This window comes from Bradyrhizobium sp. 956_D2_N1_4 (assembly GCF_052076025.1).
Taxonomy (GTDB): domain Bacteria; phylum Pseudomonadota; class Alphaproteobacteria; order Rhizobiales; family Xanthobacteraceae; genus Bradyrhizobium; species Bradyrhizobium barranii.
Genome location: NZ_CP197237.1, coordinates 6852771 through 6877902 on the forward strand (window position 1 = coordinate 6852771; position 25132 = coordinate 6877902).

The following is a 25132-nucleotide window of genomic DNA, read 5'->3' on the forward strand; positions in this document are numbered from 1 at the left end:
CGAACGTGGCTGCGGGATACACTACCACGACCATGCCGGGACGACGCCCTTCAGCGATCTCGGGCCGCCGGGGCAAGTCACGCGTCAGCGAAGGCCGCCGGTGACGTGAAGTGTTTCGCCCGTGACGTAGGACGCTTCGTCCGAAGCGAAGAAGGCCACCGCGGCAGCGATCTCCTCGACCTTGCCGATGCGGCCAAGCGGGGTGGTGGATTCGATCCAGTTGCGCATGTCGCCCTCGTGCAGGCCGGCGGATACGACGCCTTCGGTGGCGATCATGCCTGGATTGACGGCGTTGACGCGAATCTTGCGCGGCGCAAGCTCCTTCGACAGCACGGAGGAGATCGCATCCACCGAGGCTTTGGTCGCAGTGTAAACGGCGGTGTTCGCCGGCGCGATGGTCGACACGCCGGAGCTGATGTTGATGATGCTTCCCCCATTGGGATTGAAGTGCTGCACCGCTTCCCCCGAGATCAACAGAAGCCCGAGCACATTGAGGTCGAAATGCTTGTGGAAATGCTCAGGCGTGATGGCTTCGAGCGCGGCGAACTCGTAAATGCCCGCGTTGTTGACGAGGATGTCGATCGCACCGAACGCCTTCACGGTCTCCGCGACGACGCTTTTCACGTTTTTGGCATCGGCCAGGTTGCCGTGCACGGCGACGGCTTTGCCACCCTTGGCGATGATGGCGGCGACCACGCGGTCGGCGGCCTCTTTGCTGGCGCTGTAATTGACGGCAACCGCCGCACCCTCAGCCGCAAGCCGGGCGGAGATTTCGGCGCCAATGCCTTTGGATGCGCCGGTCACGAGCGCAACTTTGCCTTCGAGTCTCTTGGTCATCGCATGTCTTCCGTTGTTCGGCGGGATGCCGATATTCAATAGTTCAATACTAGTGAACTATTGAATGAGTTCAAGGGACGTGCTATATTTTGGGCATGGTGCAGTTCGTTCACCCATCGCGGGACGAGATTACACTCGCCGGGGTGCTTGGAGCTCTCGCGGATCCGATGCGGCTGCGCATCGTCAAAAGCCTGGCCGCGCAAAACGACTGCATGTCGTGCACCGAGGCGGCGCCTTGCCCTGACATGGCGAAGTCGACCCTGTCGAACCATTTTCGGATCCTGCGGGAGGCCGGCCTGATCCGGACGTCAAAGCAAGGCGTCCAGCACCGCAACGTTTTGCGCGAAGAGGACATCAACGCGCGGTTTCCGAAACTGCTCAAGATGATCCTGAGCTTTCCAGACTGAGGGCATTCGCGCACGACTGATTTGTGGAGTGCGCAAGGGATCGGCTGATGTTGCCACCGGGCGTATCCCAAAACAAAAATGGCCCGCGCTTCCGTCCTGGCGCCGCGTGCTGCCCGGCGTTTGCGCCATGATCGATCTTCTGGCTACAGCGCTGAAGGCCCAGGTCTAGCGCGCCGTCTCTGCGCCGACCTGCTAGGGCTGCAAGACATGTTGCTCCGTGCGCGTGACGGAGCCTCCAAGCAGGCAACCTACGGGCCGGCTGTCAGCGAAGCCGAGCCGCACCCGAATCTCGGACAACGACCCCATCGCCCGGCCCTGCATGATGGTGATCCGCGCGCTGTTGCGCTCGACCAGGCCGTTCTTGAGCAGTCCGAACGCGAGCGCCGCGGCGGCAATGCCGGTGGCAGCATCTTCCGGGTAGCCTGATGACTTCGGAAACTGTCGCGCCTCGAAGCGCCGTTCGCCCTGATGTTCGATGGCGTAGGGGTACAGTCCGGTGGACCCGATCCGCCCGCAGCACGCCTCGATCTGCGCCGGGTCCGGCACCAGCTCGTTGAGCTCGCGGACGCCCTTGATCGGGATGAGCGTCTTCACGCGCGACGTGACGGCGTTCTGCACTGGCATATCAAGCAGATCACGGCGCGACAGCTTGAGCGTCGACAGAACGTCCTCCTCTTCGGCACGCGAGAGATCGACGACCTTGCCGACAGGCTGGCTGATCTCGACGGACGGTTCGCCCGAGTCCACACGATCGACATAGCCTGTCACCGATCCGCTGCGTGTCTCGATGCGGACCTGTTCGCCCGGCAAGCGCCCCTTGGTCGCGAGGACCCAGAGCGCGCCGATGGTCGCGTGACCGCACATCTCCATCTCGTGTCGCGGAACCCAGAACCGGAAGACGTAGTCAGAGTCGAGTCCCGGTGCCGGCAGGACGAAGCCCGACTCATGCCCGAAGTGCCGGGCCACCGACTGCATCCCCGCAGCAGTCAGGTTCGATGCATCGATGACAATTGGACAGGGGTTGCCGCCGCGCCCCGTGTGGGTGAACACGTTGACAAGGTCGATCTCGGTCATTGGACAGCTCACTTCATGGAGTGCGCGACGGCGTCGACGATCGCGTTGGCAACAGTTTGATGGACCATGGTCAGATTCTGATGGCGCTCGAATGCCTCGCTGGGCGGAAGCGACAACCTCTGCATGTCGAATCCAAACCTGGGAAGTCGTAACGCTATTCAAGTTTTAGTGACATGTCCGGCTAGATCATTTCTTACAAGCGTCGAAATATTTGCACCGCGCCGATGTTTCTTATGCTGATGACAGCAACACCAGGATCCCCGATGCCCCCGGCTGCGCTGGTCTCCCTGGCGACGTCGGTGCCTCCCCACGTGTTTTTGCAAGAGGACGTGCTAACGGCGGCATGGGATGTCTTCGGCGCCCGCTTTCCCGAATTCGAACGGTTCTCAAGCATTTTCTCGAATACCGGCATAGTCAAGCGTCACGGCGTCAAGCCGTTCGACTGGTATCTCGAACGACGAGGCTGGCCCGAACGCACCGAGGCCTTTCTCGAGGGAGCTGAAGCGCTATTTGTCGATGTCGCCGAGAAGGCGCTGGCGAGCGCGCAACTTGCTGGCGGCGATGTCGACACTGTCGTGACCGTCTCTTCCACGGGAATCGCGACACCAAGTCTCGAGGCGCGCGTTGCTCGCCGGATGGGCTTCCGGTCCGACGCGATGCGTGTACCGGTGTTTGGTCTTGGCTGTGCGGGCGGGGTTTCGGGTCTATCGATTGCGTCGCGCCTCGCCCAAGCGCGCCCTGGCACCAACGTGCTGCTGGTCACGATCGAGCTCTGCTCACTCGCACTTCGCCTGGACGAACTTACGAAAGCCAACATCGTCGCCGTCAGCCTGTTTGGCGACGGTGCTGCTGCAATCGTGTTGCGCGCGGGCGATGGCGGTGCGACGCAGATCGAGGCTGCCGGCGAACACCTTTGGCCGGATACGCTTGGCATCATGGGATGGAGTGTCGATCCGGAAGGATTCGGCGTCATCTTTCGCCGCACCATACCTGACTTCGTCACGAGGCATTTCAACTCCGCCGTGACCGAAATTCTCTCCAGAATGCGTCTTTCGGTGGAAGACATTGACCGGTTCATCTGCCATCCCGGCGGCGCGAAGGTTATCTGTGCATTGGAAGGCGCGCTCGCGCTCGACCAAGGAACGCTTTCCCATGAACGACAGATTATCGCCGACTTTGGTAACATGTCGTCACCCACTGTATTGTTCGTGCTTGAGCAGGCTCGCGCGAAAGGGCTGCCGGCGCGCTCACTGTTGACGGCGCTCGGACCCGGCTTCACCGCGAGCTGTGTCACGCTACGGCACACTTCGTGACGTTTGCTGAACTCATTCTCGGCGCCATCACGCTGCAGCGCGTCGGCGAGCTCGTCATTTCGCGCGCTAACACTCGAAAGCTCCTGGCCCGCGGCGCCGTCGAGGTGGCACCCCGGCATTATCCGTTGATCATCACGGTTCATGCCGCCTGGCTGTTGTCGCTGTGGGTGTTCGGCCGCGACCAACCGGTGAATGTCGTTGCCCTGGCCGGCTATCTTATCCTTCAGTGCCTTCGCTTCTGGGTCATCTGGACGCTCGGCTCACGATGGACGACGCGGATTATTGTTCTGCCCGAACAGCCGCTCGTGTCAGCGGGACCCTATCGATTTCTGTCGCATCCCAACTATGCCGTGGTTGCCGGCGAGATCGCCGTGCTCCCTTTGGTTCTGGGTCTGCCGCTGCTGGCCATCGTCTTCACCATCCTCAACGCTGCGGTTCTCGCGATCCGCATACGGGCCGAAAACCTCGCCCTCGCCGCATCCCGTGAGACATTGTGCGTGGCGCATGATGACTGAACGGGTTACCGAGCCGAGTGCAGCTACGTGGCTTGGCTTCGTCCTGATGTGCCTCGGCATGTTCATGGCGATCCTCGACATTCAGGTCGTCGCCACTTCGCTACCCACGATCCAGAGTACACTCGCCATATCGCGAGAGGCGATGAGCTGGATTCAAACCGCGTATCTGATCGCCGAGATCATCGCCATTCCACTGACCGGGTGGCTTACGCGCGTTCTGACGCTGCGATGGCTGTTCGTTATTGCGATCAGCGTCTTTACCCTTGCCTCCATCGGCTGCGCGTTCAGCAGCAGTTTTACGATGCTTGTCAGCTTCCGCGTGCTTCAGGGTTTCGCTGGCGGCGTGCTGATTCCGGCGGTTTTTTCCGCTGTCTTTCTGCTGTTTCCGATCCGTTTGCATCCCGTTGCCACCACCATGGCCGGCATTATGGCCGTGCTGGCGCCCACGGTCGGACCGGTGGTCGGTGGCTGGATCACCGACACCTGGTCCTGGCATTGGCTGTTTCTGATCAATGTCGCTCCCGGGGTGGTCGCCGCACTCGCCACGCCAATGCTGCTGCCGCGCGAACGACCCCGGCTTTCTGATCTGGCTACACTCGACGTGCCGTCTCTCGGACTTCTTGCGGTTTCGCTTGCATGCCTGGAGATCGGCCTGAAGGAAGGCCCGCAACGCGGGTGGCTTTCTCCATTCTGCTCCATCCTGATCGTCTTGAGTGCTGCCGCGGCAACCGTCTTCGCCATCCGAACACTCAGGGCCGCGCATCCGGTGGTCGAACTGTCGACATTTAGATCGCGCTCGTTTGCGATCGGTTGCGCATTGAGCTTCTTCCTCGGAGTTGGATTGTTCGGCTCGGTCTATCTCATGCCGGTCTTCCTCGCCTATGTTCGACATCATGACGCATTTGAAATCGGCACGATCATGCTCGTCACCGGCGTTGCGCAGCTTGCCACCGCGCCGATTGCGGGCCTGCTGGAAAGCAGGTTTGATCCCCGCTGGTTGTCGGCGGCGGGGTTTGGTCTGTTCGCGATCGGGCTGGGTTGCAGTGCATTCGAGAGCCGTGTCGCCGACTTCCAAGAAATGTTCTGGCCGCAAGTCTTGCGCGGCGTTGCTATCATGTTTTGCCTGCTGCCTCCGACCCGGCTGGCGCTGGGTTCGCTGACCGCACCACGGGTACCCGACGCAAGCGGCCTGTTCAACCTGATGCGAAACCTCGGGGGCGCAATCGGCATCGCGCTGATCGATACGATCCTTTACGGACGCACCGGCGGGCACGCCGACGCTTTGCGCGAGCGCCTGATTGCGGGCGATGTGACTGCGGCTCAGGCGATCGGGCTTGACGTCACGCTGTTTACCCACCGCCCTCCGCAGGTCTCCGATGCCACGGTTGAAGCCTATCTGCGTCCCATGGTCGAAAAGGCCGCGTTCGCGCTCAGCGCCAACGAAGCCTGGGCCCTCCTCGCTTGCGTGGCGCTGCTCGGACTGTTGCTCATTCCGTTCGCGGCCGGTCCCTTGGAAGGCGCTGATGAGAATTCTGGTGATGGCGCACTCAATTGAGTGGTGAATAGAGATCGCAATTGCCGCGACGCCCCGCCCAACCAGCGAAGTTCGGCGTGGTTCGCTTACCTATCTGAGGAAGGCCGCACTGACCGAGGGACTCGTCGTGACCTGAGACGGTAGGTGCCCGACCCGCCAAACAAAAATGGCCCGCGTGATGCGGGCCATTTTCGTATCGGAACCGGTAAAAGTCCGAACTTGGTTGCGGGGATAGGATTTGAACCTATGACCTTCAGGTTATGAGCCTGACGAGCTACCGGGCTGCTCCACCCCGCGTTAAACCGTCGCTTTGCCTTGGCCGAGATGCCGGGGACGGTGGATGAAGTGGCCGGCGCTGTTCGCGTGGCTTGCTTCGTCCGTCCCAAAGGCTTCCTTGGAAGGCAACCCCGGGGCAAAGCCCCTCGGGTGCGAGGCGTATGTACCAACCCGGGCTGCCTTTGGAAAGGGCCGCGGGGACGTTTTTTTCGACTTTATGACAGTGAGTTGGGTCGATTTTCGGCCCGTTTGGTGCGCTCTTGCCAGAAGTTCCACAAAGGCCCAGCTTGCGGGCAATAAAACCGGGGGCAAACGCCATTTTCAGGGGAGACCACCCATGGACCATACCTTGGACCACCCCTTGGCGAGCGCGCCACTCCCGGCGCTGAAGGATGCCTTCGAGGCCATGGTCGCGCGGGCGCGCGCCGAGCCGGCGCCCGACCTGGCCGAGCGGCTCGACCGGCTGGCGCGGCTGCGCACTGTGGTCGCCGACAACGAGGAACGTTTCCGGCAGGCGATCTCGGCCGATTTCGGCCACCGCTCGGCCGTCGAGACCACCATCGCCGAGACGATGCTGGTGTTCTCCGAGATCCGGCATGCGACCAAGCACCTGAAGAGCTGGATGGCGCCGCAGCGCGTGGCCACCGCGCTGCAATTTTTGCCCGCGCGCAACCGCCTGATCCCGCAGCCGCTCGGCGTCGTCGGCATCATCGCGCCCTGGAATTATCCGCTCCAGCTCACACTTGCGCCCGCGATCGGCGCGATCGCCGCCGGCAACCGGGTCATCATCAAGCCGAGCGAACTCTCGCCGCACTTCTCAGTGCTGCTGAAGGAGACGGTGGCCGCGAAATTCGATGCCACCGAACTACTGGTGACAGGCGTCGAGGACGAAATCGCAAAAGGCTTCGCACACCTCCCCTTCGATCATCTGGTGTTCACCGGCTCGACCCGGGTCGGCCGGCTGGTCGCGGAGGCAGCCGGGCGCAATCTCACGCCCGTGACGCTCGAGCTTGGCGGCAAGTCGCCGGCGATCATCGACGCCTCCGCCGATCTCGAGGAGGCGGCCGAGCGCATCGCCTACGGAAAGCTGCTCAACGCCGGGCAGACCTGCATCGCGCCGGACTATGTGCTGGTGCCCGAGCGCTCGTTGCAGGCCTTCGCCGAAAAAGTACGCGCGCAGATGCGGCGCATGTTCGGCACCGATCCCGCCAACAAGGACTACACCTCCGTCATCTCCGACCGGCACTATGCGCGGCTGGAAAATCTCGTCGCGGATGCCGCCCAGCGCGGCGCAAAGATCCTGCAACCGGCGAAGGCGGACGATCCGAACTGGAAAGCACACCGCAAATTCCCGCCGACGCTGATCGTCGGCGCGACCGAGGCGATGGCGGCGATGCAGGAGGAGATTTTCGGCCCCATTCTGCCGGTGCTGGGCTATCGCGATCCGGCGGAGGCGATCGCTTTCGTCAACGCCCGCGACCGGCCGCTCGCGCTCTACTGGTTCGGCAAGGATCGCGCCGCCCGCGACGAGGTGCTGTCGCGCACGATCTCCGGCGGCGTCACCGTCAACGACTGCCTGTTCCACTTCGCGCAAGCCAACCAGCCGATGGGCGGCGTCGGCGCATCCGGCACCGGCGCCTATCACGGCGAATGGGGCTTTCGCACGTTCAGCAAACTGAAGCCGGTGTTTTATCGCTCCAAGTTCAACCGCCTCGCCGACCTCTATCCGCCCTACGGCGGCAAGATCGCGCGGCTGGAGAAGTTGATGCGGTTCATGTCGTAGCTTTCAGTCATTGCGAGCGAAGCGAAGCAATCCAGAATCCCGCCGCGGAGACAGTCTGGATTGCTTCGCTTCGCTCGCAATGACGAGAAGAAAATGCAGAGGGGGGAACATCAGTGACTGACACATTCGACTTCGTCGTCGTGGGCGCGGGCTCCGGCGGCTGCGCGGTGGCCGGGCGGCTGTCGGAGGATCCGGCGACGTCCGTGGCGCTGCTCGATGCTGGCGGACGGAACGACAATTGGCGGATCACCACGCCATTCGGGCTCGCTTTGCCATATAGCGCGGCCAACTGGGCCTTCGATACCGTGCCGCAGAAGGGATTGAACGGCCGCATCGGCTATCAACCGCGCGGCAAAGGCCTCGGCGGCTCGTCGGCGATCAACGCCATGGTCTACATCCGCGGCCACAAGTGGGATTACGACCACTGGGCCTCGCTCGGCAATGCCGGCTGGTCGTATGCCGACGTGCTGCCCTATTTCAAGCATTCGGAGAACAATTCCGATTTCGACGGCGAGTATCATGGCAAGGGCGGCCCGCTGCATGTCAACAGACTGCGCTCGGACAATCCGATCCATGACGTCTTCCACCAGGCCGCGCGCGAGGCGCAGTTCCGCATCCGCGAGGACTTCAACGCCGAAGACCATGAAGGGCTCGGCAGCTACCAGGTGACGCAGCACCATGGCGAGCGCTGGAGCGCGGCACGCGCCTATCTGAATCCTCACATGGACAAGCGCGCGAATCTGCGCGTCGAGACCCAGGCACAGGCGACGAAAATCCTGTTCGAGGGCCGGCGCGCGGTCGGCATCGAATATGTGCAGGGCAAGCAGACCAAGCAGCTGCGCGCCCGCCGCGAGGTGATCCTCGCCGGCGGCGCCTTCCAGTCACCGCAGCTATTGATGCTGTCGGGCATCGGCGATGGCGATGCGCTTCGCGCACACGGCATTGGCGTCGTGCATCACTTGCCGGGCGTCGGGCGCAATCTGCAGGACCATCCGGATTTCGTGTTCGTCTACGCCTCCGACTATCCGCACTTCGTTCATTCATCGCTCGGCCGGTTGCCATCCCTGCTCCGCGCCATCCAGCGGTACCGCCGGGAGCGACGCGGCCTGATGACCACCAATTTCGCCGAGTGTGGCGGCTTCCTGAAGACCAGGCCCGACCTCGCGGTGCCAGACATCCAGCTGCACTTCGTCATCGCGATGCTCGACGACCACGGCCGCAAGAAGCACAAAGAGGCGGGCTTCTCGTGCCATGTCTGCCTGCTCAGACCGAAGAGCCGCGGCAGCGTATGGCTGAAGAGCGCCGATCCGCTCGCTGCACCGATGATCGATCCGAACTTTCTGGGCGAGGCGGAAGATCTCGAGTCGATGGTCGCGGGCTTCAAGACCACGCGGCAGCTGATGGAGACGCCCGCGCTGCGCGCGTTGCAGAAGAAGGACATGTTCACGTCGGATGTGAGAACGGACGACGACATCCGCGCCATCCTGCGCAATCGCGTCGACACCGTCTATCACCCCGTCGGCACCTGCAAGATGGGCACCGATCCGATGTCGGTGGTCGATCCGAAGCTGAAGGTGCACGGCATCGAGGGCTTGCGCGTCGTCGACGCCTCGATCATGCCGACGCTGATCGGCGGCAATACCAATGCACCGACCATCATGATTGGCGAGAAGGCGGCGGATATGATCAGGGGGGAGATGCGGACAAACTAGCGGTGCGGCACGAACGGGACTTTTCGAGCTGCAACCGGCCAGGATAGACTGCTCATCTAGCCCGGAGAAGTTGATGCCCGCCGCTGCCTCGGAGTTTTGCCTGACATGACGCGTGGACGACGGGTCGGACTTGCGGCAGCGATCGCGCTGGCGCTTTTCGTTGCCTATGAGGTGATATCGTCGTTCGTCGCCTTCACCGACGACGCCTATGTTCAGTCCGATCTGGTCGCGCTCGCGCCTCAGGTGACTGGGCGCATCATTGCCGTACATGTCGCCGACAATCAGGATGTGGCCCAGGGCGACCTGCTTGCGAGCATCGATCCCGTACCTTTCCAGTTGGCCCTGGATCAGCGGCGTGCCGATCTTGCCGAGGCCCGCGCGCAGATCGCCTCCGACCAGCACCGGATCGCATCGGCACGGGACGCGTTGGCGGCGGCGAGCTCGGCCGCGGATTTTGCGAGCGAAAACGAAAAGCGCCTGACGACGCTCGCCTCGGCCCAGGATGTCTCCCGCGTCGCGCTCGACCAGGCGAGCGATACGCTGCGGCGCGCGAATGCGGCACGCGACGCCGCACAGGAGTCGGTCGCCGCGACGGAGGCCACGCTATCCATGCATCGGGCGAGCGAAACCCGCGCCAATTCGGCGCTGGCACTCGCAGAATGGCAGCTCGCCCGCACCAAGCTGGTCGCACCAACCAGCGGCACGGTGACGTCGCTCAGCCTGCGCGTGGGCGACACTGCACAGGCCGATGTGCCGCTGATCGGCATCGTCGATGCCCGCGCCTGGCGCATCGTCGCCAACTTCAAGGAAAGCTACATCCGCGGCTTTGCCGTCGGCAGCACGGCCTGGGTGTCGCTGGACTCAAATCCCTGGCATCTACGGTGCCAAGGTGACCGGCATTGCTCGTGGCGTCAGCCGCGAACCCGTGCCCAATCGCCTCCTCAACTACGTGGCGCCGACCACTGACTGGATCCGCCTCAAGCGCCGCTTTCCGGTGACGCTGACGCTGGTCGATCCGCCACCCGACCTGAGACTCTATATGGGTGCCGACGCCAGGGTGGTCGTGCTGCCATGAGCGGGGCCGCGACGAGAGCGATCTCTGCATTGCGGCGGGAGTTGCTGGAGATCGATCTGGCCGGCCCACGCGGCCATCATTGCAGCCGCGTTGCACTGTCCGTCGCGCTGGCCGTGATCGTGGCGCTTGTGCTGCGGGTGGACGCACCATGGTGGGCGGCGATCAGTGCCTTCGTCTCGACGCAGGTGACGGCGCCCTCTTCCTTGCGTCGCGGCGCCCTGCGCATCGTCGGTACGGCGATCGGTGCCGCTGCAGGCCTGCTCTTGAGCCCGTGGCTGATCGAGGACCAGGTTGCACTGAGCCTCGCACTATTCGTCGCAAGCAGCATCGGCGTGCTCGGCCTGCAAGTCAGTCGCCACGGCTATGCCTGGCTGCTCGGCGCCGTCACAGCCGACATGGTGCTGCTCGCAACGCTCGACGATCCGACCTCGGCGCTGTCAGTCGCCTGCAACCGTACTGCCGAGGTGACGATCGGCACTCTCGCCGCCATTCTGGTCTCGCACCTGCTGTCGCCGCGCGAGGATCATGCGCCACCACGTGCGCGGGCGCCGGGCTGGTCCGACCTTCTCGGCGCGCAATGGGCCTCGACCCAGCACGCAATGCGCGCGGGCCTTGGTGTGATGCTGGTGCCGCTGGCATGGAGCTGGCTGCAATTGCCGAGCTTCTCGCAGGCCGCGATCACGGTCGCGGCCGTGATGGCCGTGCCGGCAATATCCGACGACGATGCTGCGAATCGCGAGAAGATCGCGGCCCGTGGCACGCATCGCATCCTCGGCTGCCTGATCGGCGGCCTCGCCGGCCTCGCGGTGCTGATCGCCTCGTTCGAAAACTTCCTGCCCTGGCTTGCCGCGCTTGCCATCGGGGTCTGGGTCGGTGCGCATGTCCAGGCGAGCGCGCGCGATATCGGCTATGTCGGCACACAGGGCGCGGTCGTCTTCATCATGACGATGGTGCAGGGATCAGGGCCGCCGTCCAGCATCATTCCCGGCATCGAGCGCCTTGCCGGTATCACCGGCGGGCTACTGATCGTCGAGATCGTGGCTATCCTGCTGACGCCCTCGGCTAGGAGCGCTGAAACAAGATAATGCGGTAGCTCTTCTCCCTCTCCCCGTTCTTACGGGGAGAGGGTTGGGGTGAGGGGCTATCTCGGCAAAAACGGTGAGAGTTGGACTCGCGGAGACTCCCCCTCACCCGGCTTTACGCTGCGCGCAAATCCGGCCTCTCCCCGCAGCCGGGGAGAGGCGAAGAAAGTCAATTCAACAAGAACCCGCCATCCACCGTCACCACACTCCCCGTCATGTACCGCGACGCCTTCGAGGCCAGCAGCAGGATCGCGCCGTCGAGATCGGACTCGGCGCCGACGCGGCGCTGCGGGATGCGCTTGGTCAGGCGTTCGCCCGGCGGAGTGGACCAGAAGGCGTGATTCATTTCCGTGTCGATATAGCCGGGCGCCAGCGCGTTGATGCGGATGTTCTGGCCTGCGAGCTCCAGCGCCATCGCCCTGGTCGCCTGGAGGATGCCGGCCTTGGAGATCGCATAGGGCGACACCGCCTTCAGCACGCCGGTGCCGAGCACGGAAGCGATGTTGACGATGTTGCCTTCCTGCTTGCGCGCGATCATGCGGCGCGCGACTTCGGTCGCGAGGAAATAAGCGCCTTTCAGATTGGCGCCGATCACGGCGTCCCAATCGGCTTCGGTCTGCTCGGTCGCGAGCTTCTCGATGGCGATGCCGGCATTGTTGATCAGCACCGTGATCGGACCGAGCGCGGCTTCCGTGGCATCCACGGCCTTGGCGATCGATGACATGTCAGTGACGTCGAGCGCGACCGCGGCAGCGCGGCCGCCCTTGCCGCGGATCTCCTCCTCCAGGCTCTTCAGCTTGTCGGTCTGCCGCGCGGCGAGCGCGACGGCCGCGCCATGGTCCGCCAGAACCCGGGCAAATTGCCGCCCCAGCCCCTGGCTCGCGCCCGTCACTAGGATGGTTTCTTGACTGACGTCGAATAAGTCTGACATGACGCTTGCCTTGAGTGTTTTCCCTGAGCTTTGGAGCCACCAATACAGACGATTTTAACGATCTGAAACCGGAATGATCGGTCCGGCGTTCATTCGTTCCATCGACGCAAGCGTTCCATCGAGGCAGGCCTGACGCTCATGAACAGTTTCGATCTCGCGGTCTATGCGGCACTCGCCGTCGCGATCGGCTTCGGTTTCAGGACTGGCCTGCTCGGCAGCGCCATGACCATCCTCGCCTATCTCCTGGCCGCTCCCATCGCCGTCGGACTGATGCCGCTGATCGTGCCGCAGGTCGCGAGCAATCCGAACGCGCCGCTGCTGCAAAACTGGATCTGGTTCTTCGGCATCTTCGTGGTCGTCGGCATGCTCCTTGGATATATCGGTCGCCTCGCGCTGAACGACACGATACGCGAAGCCGGGATCGGCGACCGGCTCGCCGGCGCCGCACTCGGCGCCGTCAGGGTCGGCCTCGTCGCCACCACGCTGGTGCTGGTGTTCGACCAGATCGTGCCGGCCAACCGGCAGCCGCCGTTCCTCGCCGGTTCGCATCTGCGGCCGCTGTTCTCGGCGGCCGGCAAGATGGGCTTCAAGACATTGCCGCCGGAGGCCGCCGCGGCGATCGACCGCCTCAAGCAGGAACGGCGCATCTAGCTTATTGTCTGGGCATGATCTTTTCGGAAAACCGCTGCACACTTTTCCGGATCATGCCCGCACATTTGCATCGCCGCGCGACCGCGCCATGCATTTTGACGCGGCCCCCTCCCTTATCAGCGGCGCCACGATTGGCTAGAGTGCGGCCCGTCTAAAACCTGCCTGACATTACGGGAGTGAAACAGTGGATCTTGGGATCAAAGGTCGCCGCGCCATCGTCTGCGCATCCAGCAAGGGCCTCGGCCGCGCCTGCGCCATCTCGCTGGCGGAAGCCGGCGTTGACGTCACGCTGACCGCGCGCGGCGCCGAAGCCCTGAAGAAGACGGCCGACGACATCCGCAAAGCCTATCCGGGCGTGAAGGTCACCGAGATCGTCGGCGACATCACGACGCCTGCCGGCCGCGAGGCCGTGCTGAAGGCCTGCCCCGAGCCGGACATTTTGATCAACAATGCCGGCGGCCCGCCGCCCGGCGATTTCCGCAACTGGACCCGCGACGACTGGATCAAGGCGATCGACGCCAACATGCTCACCCCGATCGAGCTGATCAAGTCGACCGTCGACGGCATGATGGCGCGCAAGTTCGGCCGCATCGTCAACATCACCTCGGCGGCGGTGAAGGCGCCGATCGACATCCTCGGCCTCTCCAACGGCGCGCGCGCCGGCCTGACCGGCTTCATCGCCGGCCTGTCGCGCAAGACCGTGATCAACAATGTCACCATCAACGGCCTGTTGCCGGGTCCGTTCGAGACCGATCGCCTGACCGGCACCGCAAAGGCCGAGGCCGACAAGCGCGGCACGACGCCGGAGCAGATCCTGGCCGAGCGAGCAAAACTCAACCCGGCCGGCCGCTTCGGCCAGCCCGACGAGTTCGGCTATGCCTGCGCCTTCCTCTGCGGCGCCAAGGCCGGCTTCATCACGGGCCAGAACATCTTGCTCGACGGCGGCGCCTTCCCCGGAACGCTGTGAGAGCGGTCTGGTACGAGCAAACAGGACCGGCGGCGGATGTCCTCACCTATCGTGAGATGGCGACGCCGGTCGCTGGCCCAGGCGAAGTTCGCATTCGCCTGGAGGCCTCCGGCGTCAATCCGGCCGATGTCGGCCGGCGCGGCGGCAGCTATCGCGCGATGGAATTTTCGCGCGTCATTCCGAACAGCGACGGCGCGGGTTTCGTCGACCAGATCGGCGACGGCGTAACGCGCTTCAGGGTCGGCGACCGGGTCTGGCTGTTCAACGGCCAGCGCAACGGCCGCGCCTTCGGCACGGCGGCCGAATATATCGCGCTCGCCGAGCAGCTGGTGACGCCGCTGCCGGATCATCTTTCCTTTGCGGAAGGCGCAACGCTCGGCATCCCCGCGATGACAGCATGGTGCGGCCTGTTTGCGGATGGGCCGATCGTCGGCAAGACCGTGCTCGTCACCGGCGGCGCCGGCGCGGTTGGCCATTATGCCGTGCAGCTCGCCAAATGGGGCGGCGCGCAGGTGATCGCGACAGTCAGCTCGGCGATGAAGGGGGAGCAGGCCCGGCGCGCGGGCGCCGATCTCGTGGTCAACTACAGGGACGAGGACGTCGTCGCCAAGGCGATGGCGTTCACCGGCGGACGAGGTGTCGATCGCGTGGTCGATGTCGATTTCGGCGGCAACATCGCGACGACGTTGAAGCTGATGGCGCTCAATTCGACGATCGCCGTCTACGCCACCAACGGCAACCGCACACCCACGGTACCGATGCGCGAACTGATGGAGAAGTGCATCACGCTTCGCACGCTGGTGCTGTTCGCGCTGCCGCCGGCGTTGCTCGCGGCGGCGCAGGCCGACATCACGAAATGGCTGGCGGCAGGGCCGCGCATTCACAACGTCGCGGCGCAGTTCGCGCTGTCGGACACAGCGCAAGCCCATCTCGCGATCGAGAAGGGTGACAAGCTCGGCACCGTGATCGTGGATTGCGCGCGATAACGACTTAGGATACCGGCGTGGTCCGCTCGTCGGTCCAGTCGATGCCGAGCTCATCCATGCCGTCGGCGAGCAGATCGCCCAGCATCGGCTCGCCCAGCAGATATTGCACCGTTTCGCGACGCGGGTTCTTGTATTCAGCGCGCGCCTCGGCGGCGCGGGCACGCAGATCGTCCCACTCCTCCACTTCGCCATCGCCGCGGCCGAGCCACATCATCGTGACGAGATCGAGCTGCTCGTCCTCGTTCAGCGCGCGGATGAAACCGGAGAGCTCGGCTGCGACCGGGTCGGAATTCGTGTCCTCGAGCACGTCGATCTCGTCATCATCAGAGGGATTGGAGCCCGAGTCAGGGTCGGACGCCGCCTCCTTGACGTCGAATTCGCGGGCCTTCTCGATGATGAAGGCGACCTTCTCGGCGGAAATGGCAAGCTCTGGCATCGTCGCTCTCTCTGGCTGTCTCGGGGTTCCCCCGATAACGCAACATCGCGACAGATGATCCATTGCGTTCGACGGCGGAAGGCCGCATCTTTCGCGAAAGCAAGAAAATTGGGATCGCCGCATGCCGTGGACCGTGGGCAAGGTCAAAATCACCAAGATCGTGGAAATGGAGACGGTCGGCTCGACCCGCTTCATCCTGCCGGCCGCGACCAGTGACGAGATCCAGAAGCTGCCCTGGCTGATCCCGCATTTCGCCACCGAGGAGGGCCGGCTGAAAATGTCGATCCACTCGCTGGTGGTGGAGACGCCGACGCGCCGCATCGTGGTCGACACTGGCCTTGGCAACGACAAGCAGGGCCGCGGTGTCCCGGTCTGGAATAACCGCAGCACGCCGTTTCTGGAGACCATGACGGAAGCGGGCTTTCCCCCTGACAGCATCGACACCGTGCTGTGCACGCATCTTCATGTCGACCATGTCGGCTGGAATACAAAGCTCGTCGATGGCAAATGGGTGCCGACTTTCCCCAGGGCGCGCTACCTGTTCGGCAAGACCGAGTATGAATATTGGCGCGACTATACGGCCGAGCCGGACAAGGTCGCGGTGTTCAACGATTCCGTGAAGCCGGTCGTCGATGCGGGCCGGGTCGAGTTGATCCCGAGCGACCACCGGCTCTGCGAGGAGATCAGCGTGATCCCGACCCCCGGCCACAGCCCCGGGCATATGAGCGTCCTGATCGAGTCCGGCGGCGAACAAGGGTTGCTCAGCGGCGACGTCGCCCATCACCCCTGCCAGATGGCGCATCTCGACTGGTGCTCGGTCGTCGACACCGACACCGCCCAATCGGCCGCGTCGCGGCACAAGGTGTTCTCGCGCTTTGCCGATACCCCGACGCTGGTGATCGGCGGGCATTTCTCGGCCGGGCACATCAAGCGGGACGGGGATGCGTTCAAATTTGTGGCGCTGCAATCGTAGGGTGGGCAAAGCCACCGGGGCGCGCGAATGCGCGCCCGATGACAGGCTCCGCGTGCCCACCATACCGGGCCACCAAAAAGAATTGGTGGGCACGGCGCTCCGCGCCTTTGCCCACCCTACAAAGGAAGGGCTGCAATGCGCCCCACTTTGAGCGGTTGAATTTCCCGCCGCCCTGTTCCATGAAGCTATTTAACCGATCGGTCCATCTCCAGGGAGAAACGAGAATGAAGCTTGTTCGTTATGGCGAAAAGGGTGCGGAAAAGCCCGGCCTGATCGACAAATCCGGCCAATTGCGCGACCTGTCGGCGCATGTGAAGGACCTGACCGGCGAGGCCTATTCGCCGGAATCCCTGAAGAAGCTGGCGGGCCTTGACCCGGCCTCCCTGCCCGCCGTCTCCGGCAAGCCGCGCTTCGGCGCGCCCGTCACCGGCATCTCGAAATTCGTCGCCATCGGCCTCAACTACAGCGACCACGCCAAGGAAACCGGCGCCGCGATCCCGACCGAGCCGATCATCTTCATGAAGGCCAACACCTCGCTGTCCGGTCCGAACGATGCGGTCGAGAAGCCGCGCGGCTCGACCAAGCTCGACTGGGAAGTCGAGATCGCCGCCATCATCGGCACCCGCGCCAAGTATGTCTCGGAAGCCGATGCGCTGAACTACGTCGCCGGCTATTGCGTCTGCAACGACGTCTCCGAGCGCGCCTTCCAGACCGAGCGCCTGGGCCAGTGGACCAAGGGCAAGTCGCACGACACCTTCGGCCCGGTCGGCCCGTGGCTCGCGACCAAGGACGAGATCAAGGACGTGCAGAACCTGTCGATGTGGCTCGACGTCAACGGCCAGCGCCGCCAGACCGGCTCGACCCAGACCATGATCTTCTCCATGGCCAAATGCGTCTCCTACGTGTCGCAGTTCATGACCTTGCTGCCGGGCGACATCATCACCACCGGCACCCCGCCCGGCGTCGGTCTCGGCATGAAGCCGCCGACCTTCCTCAATGTCGGCGACGTCGTCACGCTCGGCATCGAAGGCCTCGGCGAGCAGCGCCAGGAGATCGTGGCGGCGTAAGCCTCCGCCCTCATCCTGAGGAGCGCGCAAGGCGCGCGTCTCGAAGGATGCGCCAAGAGTACAGTCACCCGACGTTCGCGCCGGGTGATGCAAGAACACCTCCCGTTGTCCATCCTTCGAGACGCGCGCCAGGCTGCGCGCTCCTCAGGATGCGGACCGTCTGTCTGGATAGAGGTTATTTCCCCATGAAACTCTCCTTCTCCGCCGCCTCGCCCTTCGCCCGCAAGGTGCGCATCGCCGCGATCGAGCTCGGGCTGATCGACAAGATCGAGCTGACGCCCGCGACCGTCGCGCCGGGCACGGTCAATGAGGATTATTCGCGCATCACGCCGCTGAAGAAGCTGCCGGTGCTGATCACCAATGACGGCGACGTCATTCTGGATTCCTATGTGATCGTCGAATATCTCAACGAGATGGCCGGCGGCAGCCTGATCCCCGATTACGGCCCGCGGCGCTGGAAGGCCAAGACCAATCACTCCCTGATCAACGGCATGCTCGATTCCATGCTGCTGTGCCGCTACGAGAAGATGGTGCGGCCGCAGGGCCTGCAATGGCAGGCATGGTCGGACGACCACTGGAACCGGGCCTGGACCGGCATGGCGCGCTTCGAGAACATGCCCGAAGTTTTGAACGGCCCGTTCGATATCTCGCAGATCGGCCTCGTGTGCGTGCTCGGCTATGCCGACTTCCGCTTCGCCGATTGCGGCTGGCGCAAGGCCTATCCGAAACTCGACGCCTTCCACCAGAAGATGCTGGAGCGCCCCTCGGTCAAGATCTCGGTGCCTCCAGCCGCCTAAAGCGCGACGAACATCATCGCGCCTTAGGATTGTTGTTTGAGCATGATCTTGTCGGAAAACCGCTGCACACTTTTCCGGATCATGCTGTACAGCGGGAGTTCTCATGAGCCTGAAATACGCGGTCGGCGATCTCACCATCCATCGCGTCATCGAGCAGGAAACCTCGTTCGTCCCGGCACTGGAAATGCTGCCGGGATTGACGGCCGAGGTGCTGGCCGAGAACCGGGCATGGATGCGGCAGGCCAAGGCGCTGGACGAGCAGGACGTACTGCTCCTGTGCTTCCAGTCCTATGTGGTGAAGACGCCGCACCACACCATCCTGATCGACAGCTGCATCGGCAACGACAAGCCGCGCCCGCAGCGGCCGAAATGGAACATGAAGACCGACGACACGTACTTGCGCGGACTCAACGCAGCCGGGTTTGCGGTCGACGACATCGATTTCGTGATGTGCACGCATCTGCATGTCGATCACGTCGGCTGGAACACGCGACTGGAGAACGGCCGCTGGGTGCCGACCTTCCCGAAGGCGCGCTATCTCTTTGCGAAGCAGGAATACGACCATTGGTTCGCGGAGAATGCAAAGGCGGAGATTCCGCCCTTCGCCGACAGCGTGCTGCCGGTGGTCGAGGCCAGGCGTCACGAGCTGGTCGGCAACGATCACCAGATCGGTGATCACGTCCGCATCCTGCCGACGCCGGGACATACGCCCGGCCATATCGCCATCACGATGGGCCGCGGCAAGGACGACGCCGTGTTCTCCGGCGACCTCATGCATTCACCGCTGCAGACGCTCTATCCGGAGCTGTCGATCAAGTTCGACGTCGACCCGGCCGCAGCGGCGAAAACGCGCCGCAGCTTTCTGGAGCGCTATTGCGACACCGACACGCTGTGCTGCACCGCGCATTTCCCCTCGCCGTCGGTCGGGAAGATCAGGCGCAAGGGCAGCGCGTTCGTGTGTGCGGCGGTTTAGCGCGCGGCAATCGCCCGGCTTCCGTCATGCCCGGGCTTGTCCCGGGCATCCACGTTCTTACAATCAACGGCAACAAGAACGTGGATGGCCGGGACAAGCCCGGCCATGACGAGGAAACAAAAAATGGCCGACCTCCCCGACATCCCTCTCCCCGCCGGCATCCGCTCGCGTTACGTCGACGGCATCAACGGCTTGCGCATGCATGTGCTCGAGGCAGGCTTCGAGACCGCGGGCCGGCCCTGCATCCTGCTGCTGCACGGCTTTCCCGAGCTCGCCTTCTCCTGGCGCAAGGTGATGCCGGTGCTGGCCGCGGCCGGCTATCACGTGATCGCGCCGGACCAGCGCGGCTATGGCCGCACCACGGGATGGACCGCGGATTACGACGGCGATCTCACGCCGTTCTCGCTCCTCAACCTCGTCCGCGACGCGCTCGCCCTGGTGTCGGCGTTCGGCTACAGGCAGGTCGATCTCGCCGGGCATGATTTCGGCAGCCCGGTCGCGGCCTGGTGCGCCCTGATCCGGCCCGACGTGTTTCGCTCGGTGACGCTGATGAGCGCGCCCTTCGGCGGAGCGCCACCGATGCCGTTTGGCACGGTCGATGTGCCGGCAAAGCCTGCAGTCGAAGACCCCGTGCATCGCGAGCTCGCCGCGCTGCCACGCCCGCGCAAACACTATCAATGGTATTACGCGACGCGCCCGGCCAACGCCGACATGCAGCACGCGCCGCAGGGCGTGCACGATTTCCTGCGCGCCTACTACCACCACAAGAGTGCGGACTGGACCGACAACAAGCCATATTCGCTGAAGTCGTGGTCCGCGGGCGAACTCGCCAAGCTGCCGACCTACTACGTGATGGACGCCGGCAAGACGATGGCGGAGACGGTTGCGAAGGAGATGCCCTCGCCGGCCGCGATCGCCGCCAACCAATGGCTGCCGGACAGCGACCTCGCCTATTACAGCGCCGAATACGGCCGCACCGGATTCCAGGGGGGCTTGCAATGGTACCGCTACGGCACCTCGGGCATGCTCAACAGCGAGATGCAGCTGTTTGCGGGCCGCAGCATCGACGTGCCCTCCTGCTTCATCTCGGGCAAGCAGGATTGGGGCACCTATCAGCGCCCCGGCGTGTTCGAAGCGATGCAGGGGCGCGGCTGCACGAAGATGCTCAGCTGTCACCTCGTCGACGGCGCCGGCCATTGGGTGCAGCAGGAACAGCCGGCCGAGGTGAGCCGCTTGCTGCTCGAGTTCCTCGCAAAAGCCGCCTGATTTGACCCGGGAACCCCGGGCCTTATATAGTTTAGAATAATTCTAAACTATCAAACAGGGCCGCTGTGAAGACTTTTGCCGAACTGACCGAGCGCGAGGTGCTTGCGGTCGCGATCTCCTCCGAGGAGGAGGACAGCCGCATCTACATGACCTTCGCCGAGGACTTGCGCGAGCGTTACCCGGACACGTCGAAGATTTTCGAGGAGATGGCCGAGGAGGAACGCGGCCACCGGCATCGGCTGCTGAAACTCTATGAGGAACGCTTCGGCCAGCACCTGCCGCCGATCCGCCGCGAGAACGTCAAAGGCTTTCTGCGCCGGCGGCCGATCTGGCTGACGAAAAACCTGCCGCTCGACACCATCCGGAAAGAGGTCGAGACCATGGAGCTCGAGGCCGAGCGCTTCTACGCGCGAGCCGCCGAGCAGGCCGAGGATGTCGGCGTGCGCCGCCTGCTCGGCGATCTCGCCGAGGAGGAAAAGCATCACGAGAACCGCGCCGTCGCGCTGACCGACGAAATCCTGAAGCCGGACGTGCGCGCCGAGGAAGATCGCACGCGACGGCGGATGTTCGTGCTGCAATATGTGCAGCCGGGCCTCGCCGGCCTGATGGACGGATCGGTCTCGACGCTGGCGCCGCTGTTCGCCGCAGCTTTCGCCACCCACCAGAACTGGCAGACGTTTCTGGTCGGCCTCGCCGCCTCGATCGGCGCCGGCATCAGCATGGGCTTTGCCGAGGCGCTGTCCGACGACGGCTCGCTCACCGGGCGCGGTTCGCCATGGCTGCGCGGCATCACCTGCGGCGCAATGACGACGCTCGGCGGGCTCGGCCACACCCTGCCTTATCTCGTCCCAGACAGCTGGCCGAACGCATTCTGGATCGCGACGGGAATCGCCGGCGTCGTCGTGTTCTTCGAATTGTGGGCGATCGCCTTCATCCGCGCGCGCTACATGGACACCCCGTTCCTCCAGGCCGTGTTCCAGATCGTGCTCGGCGGCGCGATCGTGCTGGCGGTGGGGATCTTGATCGGGGCGGCGTAGCTACCTCGGTGTCATGCCCCGCGAAAGCGGGGCATCCAGTACGCCGCGGCCTATCCGATCAATCACAGCCGTCTCGGAATACTGGATCGCCCGGTCAAGCCGGGCGATGACACCGACCTTGTGCTTGGCTGTCCTCGTTCCGTCCTACCGGCATATCAATCGCGATCAAACGGCGGTTGCGGCATTCGGTCAAACTGCGCATCATCCCATCAGGGAAGCGCAGGAGCATGTCGTGGCGAAATCGGAATGGAGTTACAAGAGCGCGGTCGAGCTGTCGGCCGCGTTGACCGCAAAGAAGGTCTCCGCGGTCGAGCTCACGCAGGATGCGATCGATCGCATCGAACGTCACGACGGCAAGGTCAACGCGATCTGCGTCCGGGATTTCGACCGTGCGCTTAGCGCCGCGCGGGACGCGGACGCGGCGCGGGCGCGCGGCGAGCGGAAGCCGCTGCTCGGCCTCCCAATCACCGTGAAGGAATCCTACAACGTCGCCGGCCTGCCCACGACCTGGGGCATTCCCGCGCAGAAGGATTTTGTCGCAAAGGAAGACGCACTGCCAGTCACGCGGGTGAAGGACGCCGGCACCGTCATCGTCGGCAAGACCAACGTGCCGCTCGGGCTCGGCGACTGGCAAAGCTACAACGACATCTACGGCACCACCAACAACCCCTACGATCTCGGCCGCACGCCGGGCGGCTCGTCCGGCGGCTCGTCTGCCGCGCTCGCCGCGGGCTATGGCCCGCTGTCGATCGGCTCCGACATCGGCGGCTCGCTGCGCGTGCCCGCCTTCCATTGCGGCATCTATGCGCACAAGCCGACCTTCAGTCTCGTCGCCATGCGCGGCCACACGCCGCCGCCGCTGCCGCCTTTGCCGTTCGAGCGCGATCTCTCGGTGATCGGCCCGATGGCGCGCAGCGCCGCCGATCTTTCGCTTGTGCTCGACGTGATGGCCGGGCCCGATCCGATCGACGCTGGCCTCGCCTACCGGCTCGAGCTGCCGGCGGCGCGCCACACGGCATTCAAGGATTTCCGCGTGCTGGTGATCGATACCGATCCGGTGCTGCCGACCGACACCGCCGTGCGCGGCACGATCAACCGGCTGGCCGACAATCTCGCCAAGGCTGGCGTCAAGATCGAGCGCAGCAGCCCGCTGCTGCCGGATTTCGCGGCCTCCTCGCGGCTCTATATGCGCATGCTGATGTCGTTTCTCGGCTCGACCTTCGCGCCGGATGTCTACGCCGGCGCCAAGGCAGCCGCAGCGGCGTTGCCAGAGGGCGACAACAGCTTGGCTGCGGAACGGCTGCGCGGTATCGCGCTCAACCATCGCGACTGGCAGGCGGCCAACGGCGGGCGCACCCGCCTGCGCGCGCAATGGCGCGAGCTGTTCAAGACGTACGACGCCGTGATCTGCCCGGTGATGCCGACGGCGGCCTATCCGCACGATCATTCGCCGGAGCAGGAGCAGCGGCGGATCAAGATCGACGGCAAGGAGCACGTCTATCCGGACCAGCTCGCCTGGCCGGGCATCGCGACGCTCCCCGGTCTGCCCTCGACCGCGATTCCGACGGGCTTTGCGCCTGATGGACTGCCCATCGGCGTGCAGATCGTCGGCCCGTGGCTGGAAGACCGCACGCCGCTCAAGCTCGCCGAGCTGATCGAGCGCGAATTCGGCGGGTTCGTGCCGCCCCCTTTGTTCAATGACTAGTGCCTCCCGTCATTGCGAGGAGCCCTTGCGACGAAGCAATCCAGACTGCATCCGCGGAGACATTTCTGGATTGCTTCGCTACGCTCGCAATGACGGAGTAAAATAACATAGAGGGAGAGAAACGTCATGAGCCAAGACCTCGACCAGCTCACCGCGCTCAACCACGACTATGTCGCCTCCGTACAGAACTGCGACGTCAAACGCTTCGACGAAATCCTGGCGCCGGAGTTCTTTTGCTCCAATCCCGACAAGACATTGGTCGACCGCGCCGCCTTCCTGGAGCAGACGGCACGGCCGATCGCGATCCGCAATCTGCATGCGCATGATGTCATCATCCGCATCATGGGCGATTTTGCCATCATTCACGCAGCCACCAGCTACACCACCGCCGACGGCCAGCAGGCGACGGGGCGGTACACCGATTGCTGGACGAAGAAGAACGGGACGTGGCTCGCGGTATCAGCGCACGTGTCGCGGTGAGGTAGGCAAGCCATCCTCACACTCCGCTGTCATGCCCCGGCTTGACCGGGGCATCCAGTACGCCGCGGCAATAGTCGGTTCACACAGCTTCCGCCGCGGAGTACTGGATCGCCCGCTTTCGCGGGCGATGACACTGTCATTGCGGTTGCTAGCTATCAAACACAATCACGCTGCGCAGCGTCTTGCCGGCTTTCATGTTGGCAAAACCCTCGTTGATCTCCGGCAGTTTCAGCTTGGCCGAGATCCAGTCCTCGAGGTGCAGGCGTCCGCGCAGGTAGAAATCGACCAGCCGCGGCATGTCCACGCGAAAATGATTGGAGCCCATCGATGAGCCCTGGATCCTGCGCTCGCGCAGGAAGTCAAAGCCGTGCAGCTCGATCTTCTGGCCGAACGGGATCATGCCGACGATGGTGGCCGTGCCGCCGGAGGCGAGCATGCCGAAGGCCTGTTCGGCGGTTTCCTTGCGGCCGAGCACCTCGAAGGAATGATGCACGCCGCCATTGGTGAGGTCGCGCACCTGCTTCACGACGTCGCCGTCGGTGGGATTGATGATGTCGGTCGCGCCCAGCTTGGTCGCAAGCTGCAGCTTTGCCGGATTGGTGTCGATGGCGATGATGCGCCCGGCGCCGGCGATCTGCGCGCCGTTGATCGCGGCCATGCCGACACCGCCACAGCCGATCACGGCCACGGTCTCGCCGGCCGTCACCTTCGCCGTGTTCACGACCGCGCCGTAGCCGGTGATGACGCCGCAGCCGATCAGCGCGGCGAGATCGAGCGGCATCTCCTTCCGGATTTTGACGATCGCATTCTCGTGCACCAGCATCTGCTCGGCGAAGGACGAGAGGTTGAGGAACTGATGCAGCTTCTCGGACTTCGACCATTGCATCCGGTTCGAGGCGCCCGGCAGCAGCTTTACGGTGGTGTCGGTGCAGAGCACGGTGCGGCCGGTGGTGCAATTGTCGCAGGTGCCGCAGAACACCGACAGGCACGTCACGACGTGATCGCCCGGCTTCACATAGGTGACGTCGGAGCCGACCTGCTCGACGATGCCGGCGGACTCGTGCCCGAGCACCGCGGGCAGCGGATGCGGATACAGGCCTTCCATGAAGTGCAGATCGGAGTGACAGAGGCCGGCGACCGCCGTGCGGATCAAAACCTCGCGTGGGCCCGGCTTCGGCAGGCTGACATCCTCGATGACCAGCGGCTGATTGACTTCATAAAGGACGGCGGCCTTCATCGAGCACTCCCTATCGCT

At 64.0% G+C, this 25132-nt stretch carries 25 protein-coding genes and 1 tRNA gene; 20 read left to right on the plus strand and 6 right to left on the minus strand.

Going from position 1 to position 25132, the window contains the following annotated elements:
* Positions 1 to 84: 84 nt before the first annotated feature.
* Positions 85 to 837 carry an SDR family NAD(P)-dependent oxidoreductase gene (locus tag AB7535_RS32440; RefSeq protein ID WP_014498385.1) on the minus strand — a complete coding sequence of 251 codons (753 nt, stop codon included), beginning with the start codon at positions 835 to 837 and terminating at the stop codon, positions 85 to 87.
* Positions 838 to 932: 95 nt separating this feature from the next.
* Here AB7535_RS32440 and AB7535_RS32445 point away from each other — a divergent pair, with 95 nt between their 5' ends.
* On the plus strand, positions 933 to 1244 hold the full coding sequence (locus AB7535_RS32445; protein WP_028148917.1) for an ArsR/SmtB family transcription factor: 312 nt from the start codon (positions 933 to 935) through the stop codon (positions 1242 to 1244).
* Positions 1245 to 1436: 192 nt separating this feature from the next.
* Here AB7535_RS32445 and AB7535_RS32450 read toward each other — a convergent pair whose 3' ends face one another.
* A complete protein-coding gene (locus AB7535_RS32450) occupies positions 1437 to 2318 on the minus strand; it encodes a PhzF family phenazine biosynthesis protein (RefSeq protein ID WP_354102373.1) in 882 nt (293 codons plus the stop codon).
* A gap of 263 nt (positions 2319 to 2581) precedes the next feature.
* Here AB7535_RS32450 and AB7535_RS32455 point away from each other — a divergent pair, with 263 nt between their 5' ends.
* The 3 genes from AB7535_RS32455 to AB7535_RS32465 are packed head-to-tail and all read left to right on the plus strand — an operon-like array spanning position 2582 to position 5701.
* On the plus strand, positions 2582 to 3631 hold the full coding sequence (locus AB7535_RS32455; RefSeq protein WP_354102372.1) for a type III polyketide synthase: 1050 nt from the start codon (positions 2582 to 2584) through the stop codon (positions 3629 to 3631).
* Positions 3628 to 4146, plus strand: coding sequence for an isoprenylcysteine carboxyl methyltransferase family protein (locus AB7535_RS32460; RefSeq protein WP_354102371.1), 519 nt, complete (start codon positions 3628 to 3630; stop codon positions 4144 to 4146). The genes AB7535_RS32455 and AB7535_RS32460 overlap by 4 nt, the downstream gene beginning before the upstream one ends.
* The gene (locus tag AB7535_RS32465; RefSeq protein ID WP_439037749.1) at positions 4139 to 5701 is read left to right on the plus strand and encodes a DHA2 family efflux MFS transporter permease subunit; all 1563 of its coding nucleotides are present in this window, start codon (positions 4139 to 4141) and stop codon (positions 5699 to 5701) included. The genes AB7535_RS32460 and AB7535_RS32465 overlap by 8 nt, the downstream gene beginning before the upstream one ends.
* A gap of 199 nt (positions 5702 to 5900) precedes the next feature.
* Here AB7535_RS32465 and AB7535_RS32470 read toward each other — a convergent pair.
* A tRNA-Met gene (locus AB7535_RS32470) sits at positions 5901 to 5977 on the minus strand.
* 316 nt (positions 5978 to 6293) lie between these two features.
* Between AB7535_RS32470 and AB7535_RS32475 the strand changes: the two genes are divergently transcribed.
* The 5 genes from AB7535_RS32475 (at position 6294) to AB7535_RS32495 (ending at position 11611) form a co-directional block, all read left to right on the plus strand.
* Positions 6294 to 7739, plus strand: coding sequence for a coniferyl aldehyde dehydrogenase (locus AB7535_RS32475; protein WP_354102369.1), 1446 nt, complete (start codon positions 6294 to 6296; stop codon positions 7737 to 7739).
* 113 nt (positions 7740 to 7852) lie between these two features.
* Positions 7853 to 9451, plus strand: a complete 1599-nt coding sequence (locus AB7535_RS32480) for a GMC family oxidoreductase (protein ID WP_354102368.1) — start codon at positions 7853 to 7855, stop codon at positions 9449 to 9451.
* 105 nt (positions 9452 to 9556) lie between these two features.
* Complete coding sequence (locus AB7535_RS32485) at positions 9557 to 10417, plus strand: HlyD family secretion protein (RefSeq protein ID WP_439037455.1); 861 nt, start codon at positions 9557 to 9559, stop codon at positions 10415 to 10417.
* Complete coding sequence (locus tag AB7535_RS32490; protein ID WP_439037456.1) at positions 10377 to 10526, plus strand: hypothetical protein; 150 nt, start codon at positions 10377 to 10379, stop codon at positions 10524 to 10526. Before AB7535_RS32485 ends, AB7535_RS32490 begins: the two co-directional genes overlap by 41 nt.
* Positions 10523 to 11611 (plus strand): FUSC family protein, encoded by a 1089-nt coding sequence (locus AB7535_RS32495; RefSeq protein WP_354113437.1) that lies wholly within the window; start codon positions 10523 to 10525, stop codon positions 11609 to 11611. Before AB7535_RS32490 ends, AB7535_RS32495 begins: the two co-directional genes overlap by 4 nt.
* 166 nt (positions 11612 to 11777) lie before the next feature.
* Here the strand turns inward: AB7535_RS32495 and AB7535_RS32500 are convergent, their stop codons facing one another.
* A complete protein-coding gene (locus AB7535_RS32500; RefSeq protein ID WP_354102365.1) occupies positions 11778 to 12539 on the minus strand; it encodes an SDR family oxidoreductase in 762 nt (253 codons plus the stop codon).
* 138 nt (positions 12540 to 12677) lie between these two features.
* Between AB7535_RS32500 and AB7535_RS32505 the strand changes: the two genes are divergently transcribed.
* The 3 genes from AB7535_RS32505 (at position 12678) to AB7535_RS32515 (ending at position 15143) form a co-directional block, all read left to right on the plus strand.
* Entirely contained in the window at positions 12678 to 13190 is a 513-nt protein-coding gene (locus AB7535_RS32505; RefSeq protein ID WP_354102364.1) for a CvpA family protein, read from the plus strand.
* A 184-nt stretch (positions 13191 to 13374) separates the two neighbouring features.
* Complete coding sequence (locus AB7535_RS32510; protein ID WP_014498394.1) at positions 13375 to 14157, plus strand: SDR family oxidoreductase; 783 nt, start codon at positions 13375 to 13377, stop codon at positions 14155 to 14157.
* The gene (locus AB7535_RS32515; protein WP_354102363.1) at positions 14154 to 15143 is read left to right on the plus strand and encodes an NADPH:quinone reductase; all 990 of its coding nucleotides are present in this window, start codon (positions 14154 to 14156) and stop codon (positions 15141 to 15143) included. The genes AB7535_RS32510 and AB7535_RS32515 overlap by 4 nt, the downstream gene beginning before the upstream one ends.
* Positions 15144 to 15147: 4 nt before the next feature.
* Here the strand turns inward: AB7535_RS32515 and AB7535_RS32520 are convergent, their stop codons facing one another.
* Positions 15148 to 15579 (minus strand): DUF3775 domain-containing protein, encoded by a 432-nt coding sequence (locus AB7535_RS32520; protein ID WP_071916815.1) that lies wholly within the window; start codon positions 15577 to 15579, stop codon positions 15148 to 15150.
* A gap of 121 nt (positions 15580 to 15700) precedes the next feature.
* Between AB7535_RS32520 and AB7535_RS32525 the strand changes: the two genes are divergently transcribed.
* The 8 genes from AB7535_RS32525 (at position 15701) to AB7535_RS32560 (ending at position 23877) form a co-directional block, all read left to right on the plus strand.
* Complete coding sequence (locus tag AB7535_RS32525) at positions 15701 to 16552, plus strand: MBL fold metallo-hydrolase (protein ID WP_354113436.1); 852 nt, start codon at positions 15701 to 15703, stop codon at positions 16550 to 16552.
* A gap of 224 nt (positions 16553 to 16776) precedes the next feature.
* Positions 16777 to 17619 carry a fumarylacetoacetate hydrolase family protein gene (locus tag AB7535_RS32530; RefSeq protein WP_071916817.1) on the plus strand — a complete coding sequence of 281 codons (843 nt, stop codon included), beginning with the start codon at positions 16777 to 16779 and terminating at the stop codon, positions 17617 to 17619.
* A gap of 185 nt (positions 17620 to 17804) precedes the next feature.
* Positions 17805 to 18416: a glutathione S-transferase family protein gene (locus tag AB7535_RS32535; protein ID WP_028157261.1), complete on the plus strand. Its 612-nt coding sequence runs from the start codon at positions 17805 to 17807 to the stop codon at positions 18414 to 18416.
* Positions 18417 to 18519: 103 nt separating this feature from the next.
* Positions 18520 to 19389, plus strand: coding sequence for an MBL fold metallo-hydrolase (locus AB7535_RS32540; protein WP_354102361.1), 870 nt, complete (start codon positions 18520 to 18522; stop codon positions 19387 to 19389).
* A 123-nt stretch (positions 19390 to 19512) separates the two neighbouring features.
* Entirely contained in the window at positions 19513 to 20655 is a 1143-nt protein-coding gene (locus AB7535_RS32545) for an alpha/beta hydrolase (protein ID WP_354102360.1), read from the plus strand.
* A gap of 65 nt (positions 20656 to 20720) precedes the next feature.
* A complete protein-coding gene (gene mbfA, locus AB7535_RS32550; RefSeq protein WP_085403465.1) occupies positions 20721 to 21692 on the plus strand; it encodes an iron exporter MbfA in 972 nt (323 codons plus the stop codon).
* Positions 21693 to 21924: 232 nt separating this feature from the next.
* Entirely contained in the window at positions 21925 to 23397 is a 1473-nt protein-coding gene (locus AB7535_RS32555) for an amidase (RefSeq protein ID WP_354102359.1), read from the plus strand.
* 126 nt (positions 23398 to 23523) lie between these two features.
* Positions 23524 to 23877 carry a nuclear transport factor 2 family protein gene (locus tag AB7535_RS32560; RefSeq protein ID WP_166077998.1) on the plus strand — a complete coding sequence of 118 codons (354 nt, stop codon included), beginning with the start codon at positions 23524 to 23526 and terminating at the stop codon, positions 23875 to 23877.
* A gap of 148 nt (positions 23878 to 24025) precedes the next feature.
* Here the strand turns inward: AB7535_RS32560 and AB7535_RS32565 are convergent, their stop codons facing one another.
* Positions 24026 to 25114 (minus strand): Zn-dependent alcohol dehydrogenase, encoded by a 1089-nt coding sequence (locus AB7535_RS32565; RefSeq protein ID WP_354102358.1) that lies wholly within the window; start codon positions 25112 to 25114, stop codon positions 24026 to 24028.
* Positions 25115 to 25132 lie beyond the last annotated feature (18 nt).

Coding starts and splice junctions, on each gene's coding strand:
- AB7535_RS32440 (WP_014498385.1), bottom strand. CDS start 837: ATGACCAAGAGACTCGAAGGCAAAGTTGCGCTCGTGACCGGCGCATCC.
- AB7535_RS32445 (WP_028148917.1), top strand. CDS start 933: ATGGTGCAGTTCGTTCACCCATCGCGGGACGAGATTACACTCGCCGGG.
- AB7535_RS32450 (WP_354102373.1), bottom strand. CDS start 2,318: ATGACCGAGATCGACCTTGTCAACGTGTTCACCCACACGGGGCGCGGC.
- AB7535_RS32455 (WP_354102372.1), top strand. CDS start 2,582: ATGCCCCCGGCTGCGCTGGTCTCCCTGGCGACGTCGGTGCCTCCCCAC.
- AB7535_RS32465 (WP_439037749.1), top strand. CDS start 4,139: ATGACTGAACGGGTTACCGAGCCGAGTGCAGCTACGTGGCTTGGCTTC.
- AB7535_RS32475 (WP_354102369.1), top strand. CDS start 6,294: ATGGACCATACCTTGGACCACCCCTTGGCGAGCGCGCCACTCCCGGCG.
- AB7535_RS32485 (WP_439037455.1), top strand. CDS start 9,557: ATGACGCGTGGACGACGGGTCGGACTTGCGGCAGCGATCGCGCTGGCG.
- AB7535_RS32495 (WP_354113437.1), top strand. CDS start 10,523: ATGAGCGGGGCCGCGACGAGAGCGATCTCTGCATTGCGGCGGGAGTTG.
- AB7535_RS32500 (WP_354102365.1), bottom strand. CDS start 12,539: ATGTCAGACTTATTCGACGTCAGTCAAGAAACCATCCTAGTGACGGGC.
- AB7535_RS32505 (WP_354102364.1), top strand. CDS start 12,678: ATGAACAGTTTCGATCTCGCGGTCTATGCGGCACTCGCCGTCGCGATC.
- AB7535_RS32520 (WP_071916815.1), bottom strand. CDS start 15,579: ATGCCAGAGCTTGCCATTTCCGCCGAGAAGGTCGCCTTCATCATCGAG.
- AB7535_RS32525 (WP_354113436.1), top strand. CDS start 15,701: ATGCCGTGGACCGTGGGCAAGGTCAAAATCACCAAGATCGTGGAAATG.
- AB7535_RS32530 (WP_071916817.1), top strand. CDS start 16,777: ATGAAGCTTGTTCGTTATGGCGAAAAGGGTGCGGAAAAGCCCGGCCTG.
- AB7535_RS32535 (WP_028157261.1), top strand. CDS start 17,805: ATGAAACTCTCCTTCTCCGCCGCCTCGCCCTTCGCCCGCAAGGTGCGC.
- AB7535_RS32540 (WP_354102361.1), top strand. CDS start 18,520: ATGAGCCTGAAATACGCGGTCGGCGATCTCACCATCCATCGCGTCATC.
- AB7535_RS32545 (WP_354102360.1), top strand. CDS start 19,513: ATGGCCGACCTCCCCGACATCCCTCTCCCCGCCGGCATCCGCTCGCGT.
- AB7535_RS32560 (WP_166077998.1), top strand. CDS start 23,524: ATGAGCCAAGACCTCGACCAGCTCACCGCGCTCAACCACGACTATGTC.
- AB7535_RS32565 (WP_354102358.1), bottom strand. CDS start 25,114: ATGAAGGCCGCCGTCCTTTATGAAGTCAATCAGCCGCTGGTCATCGAG.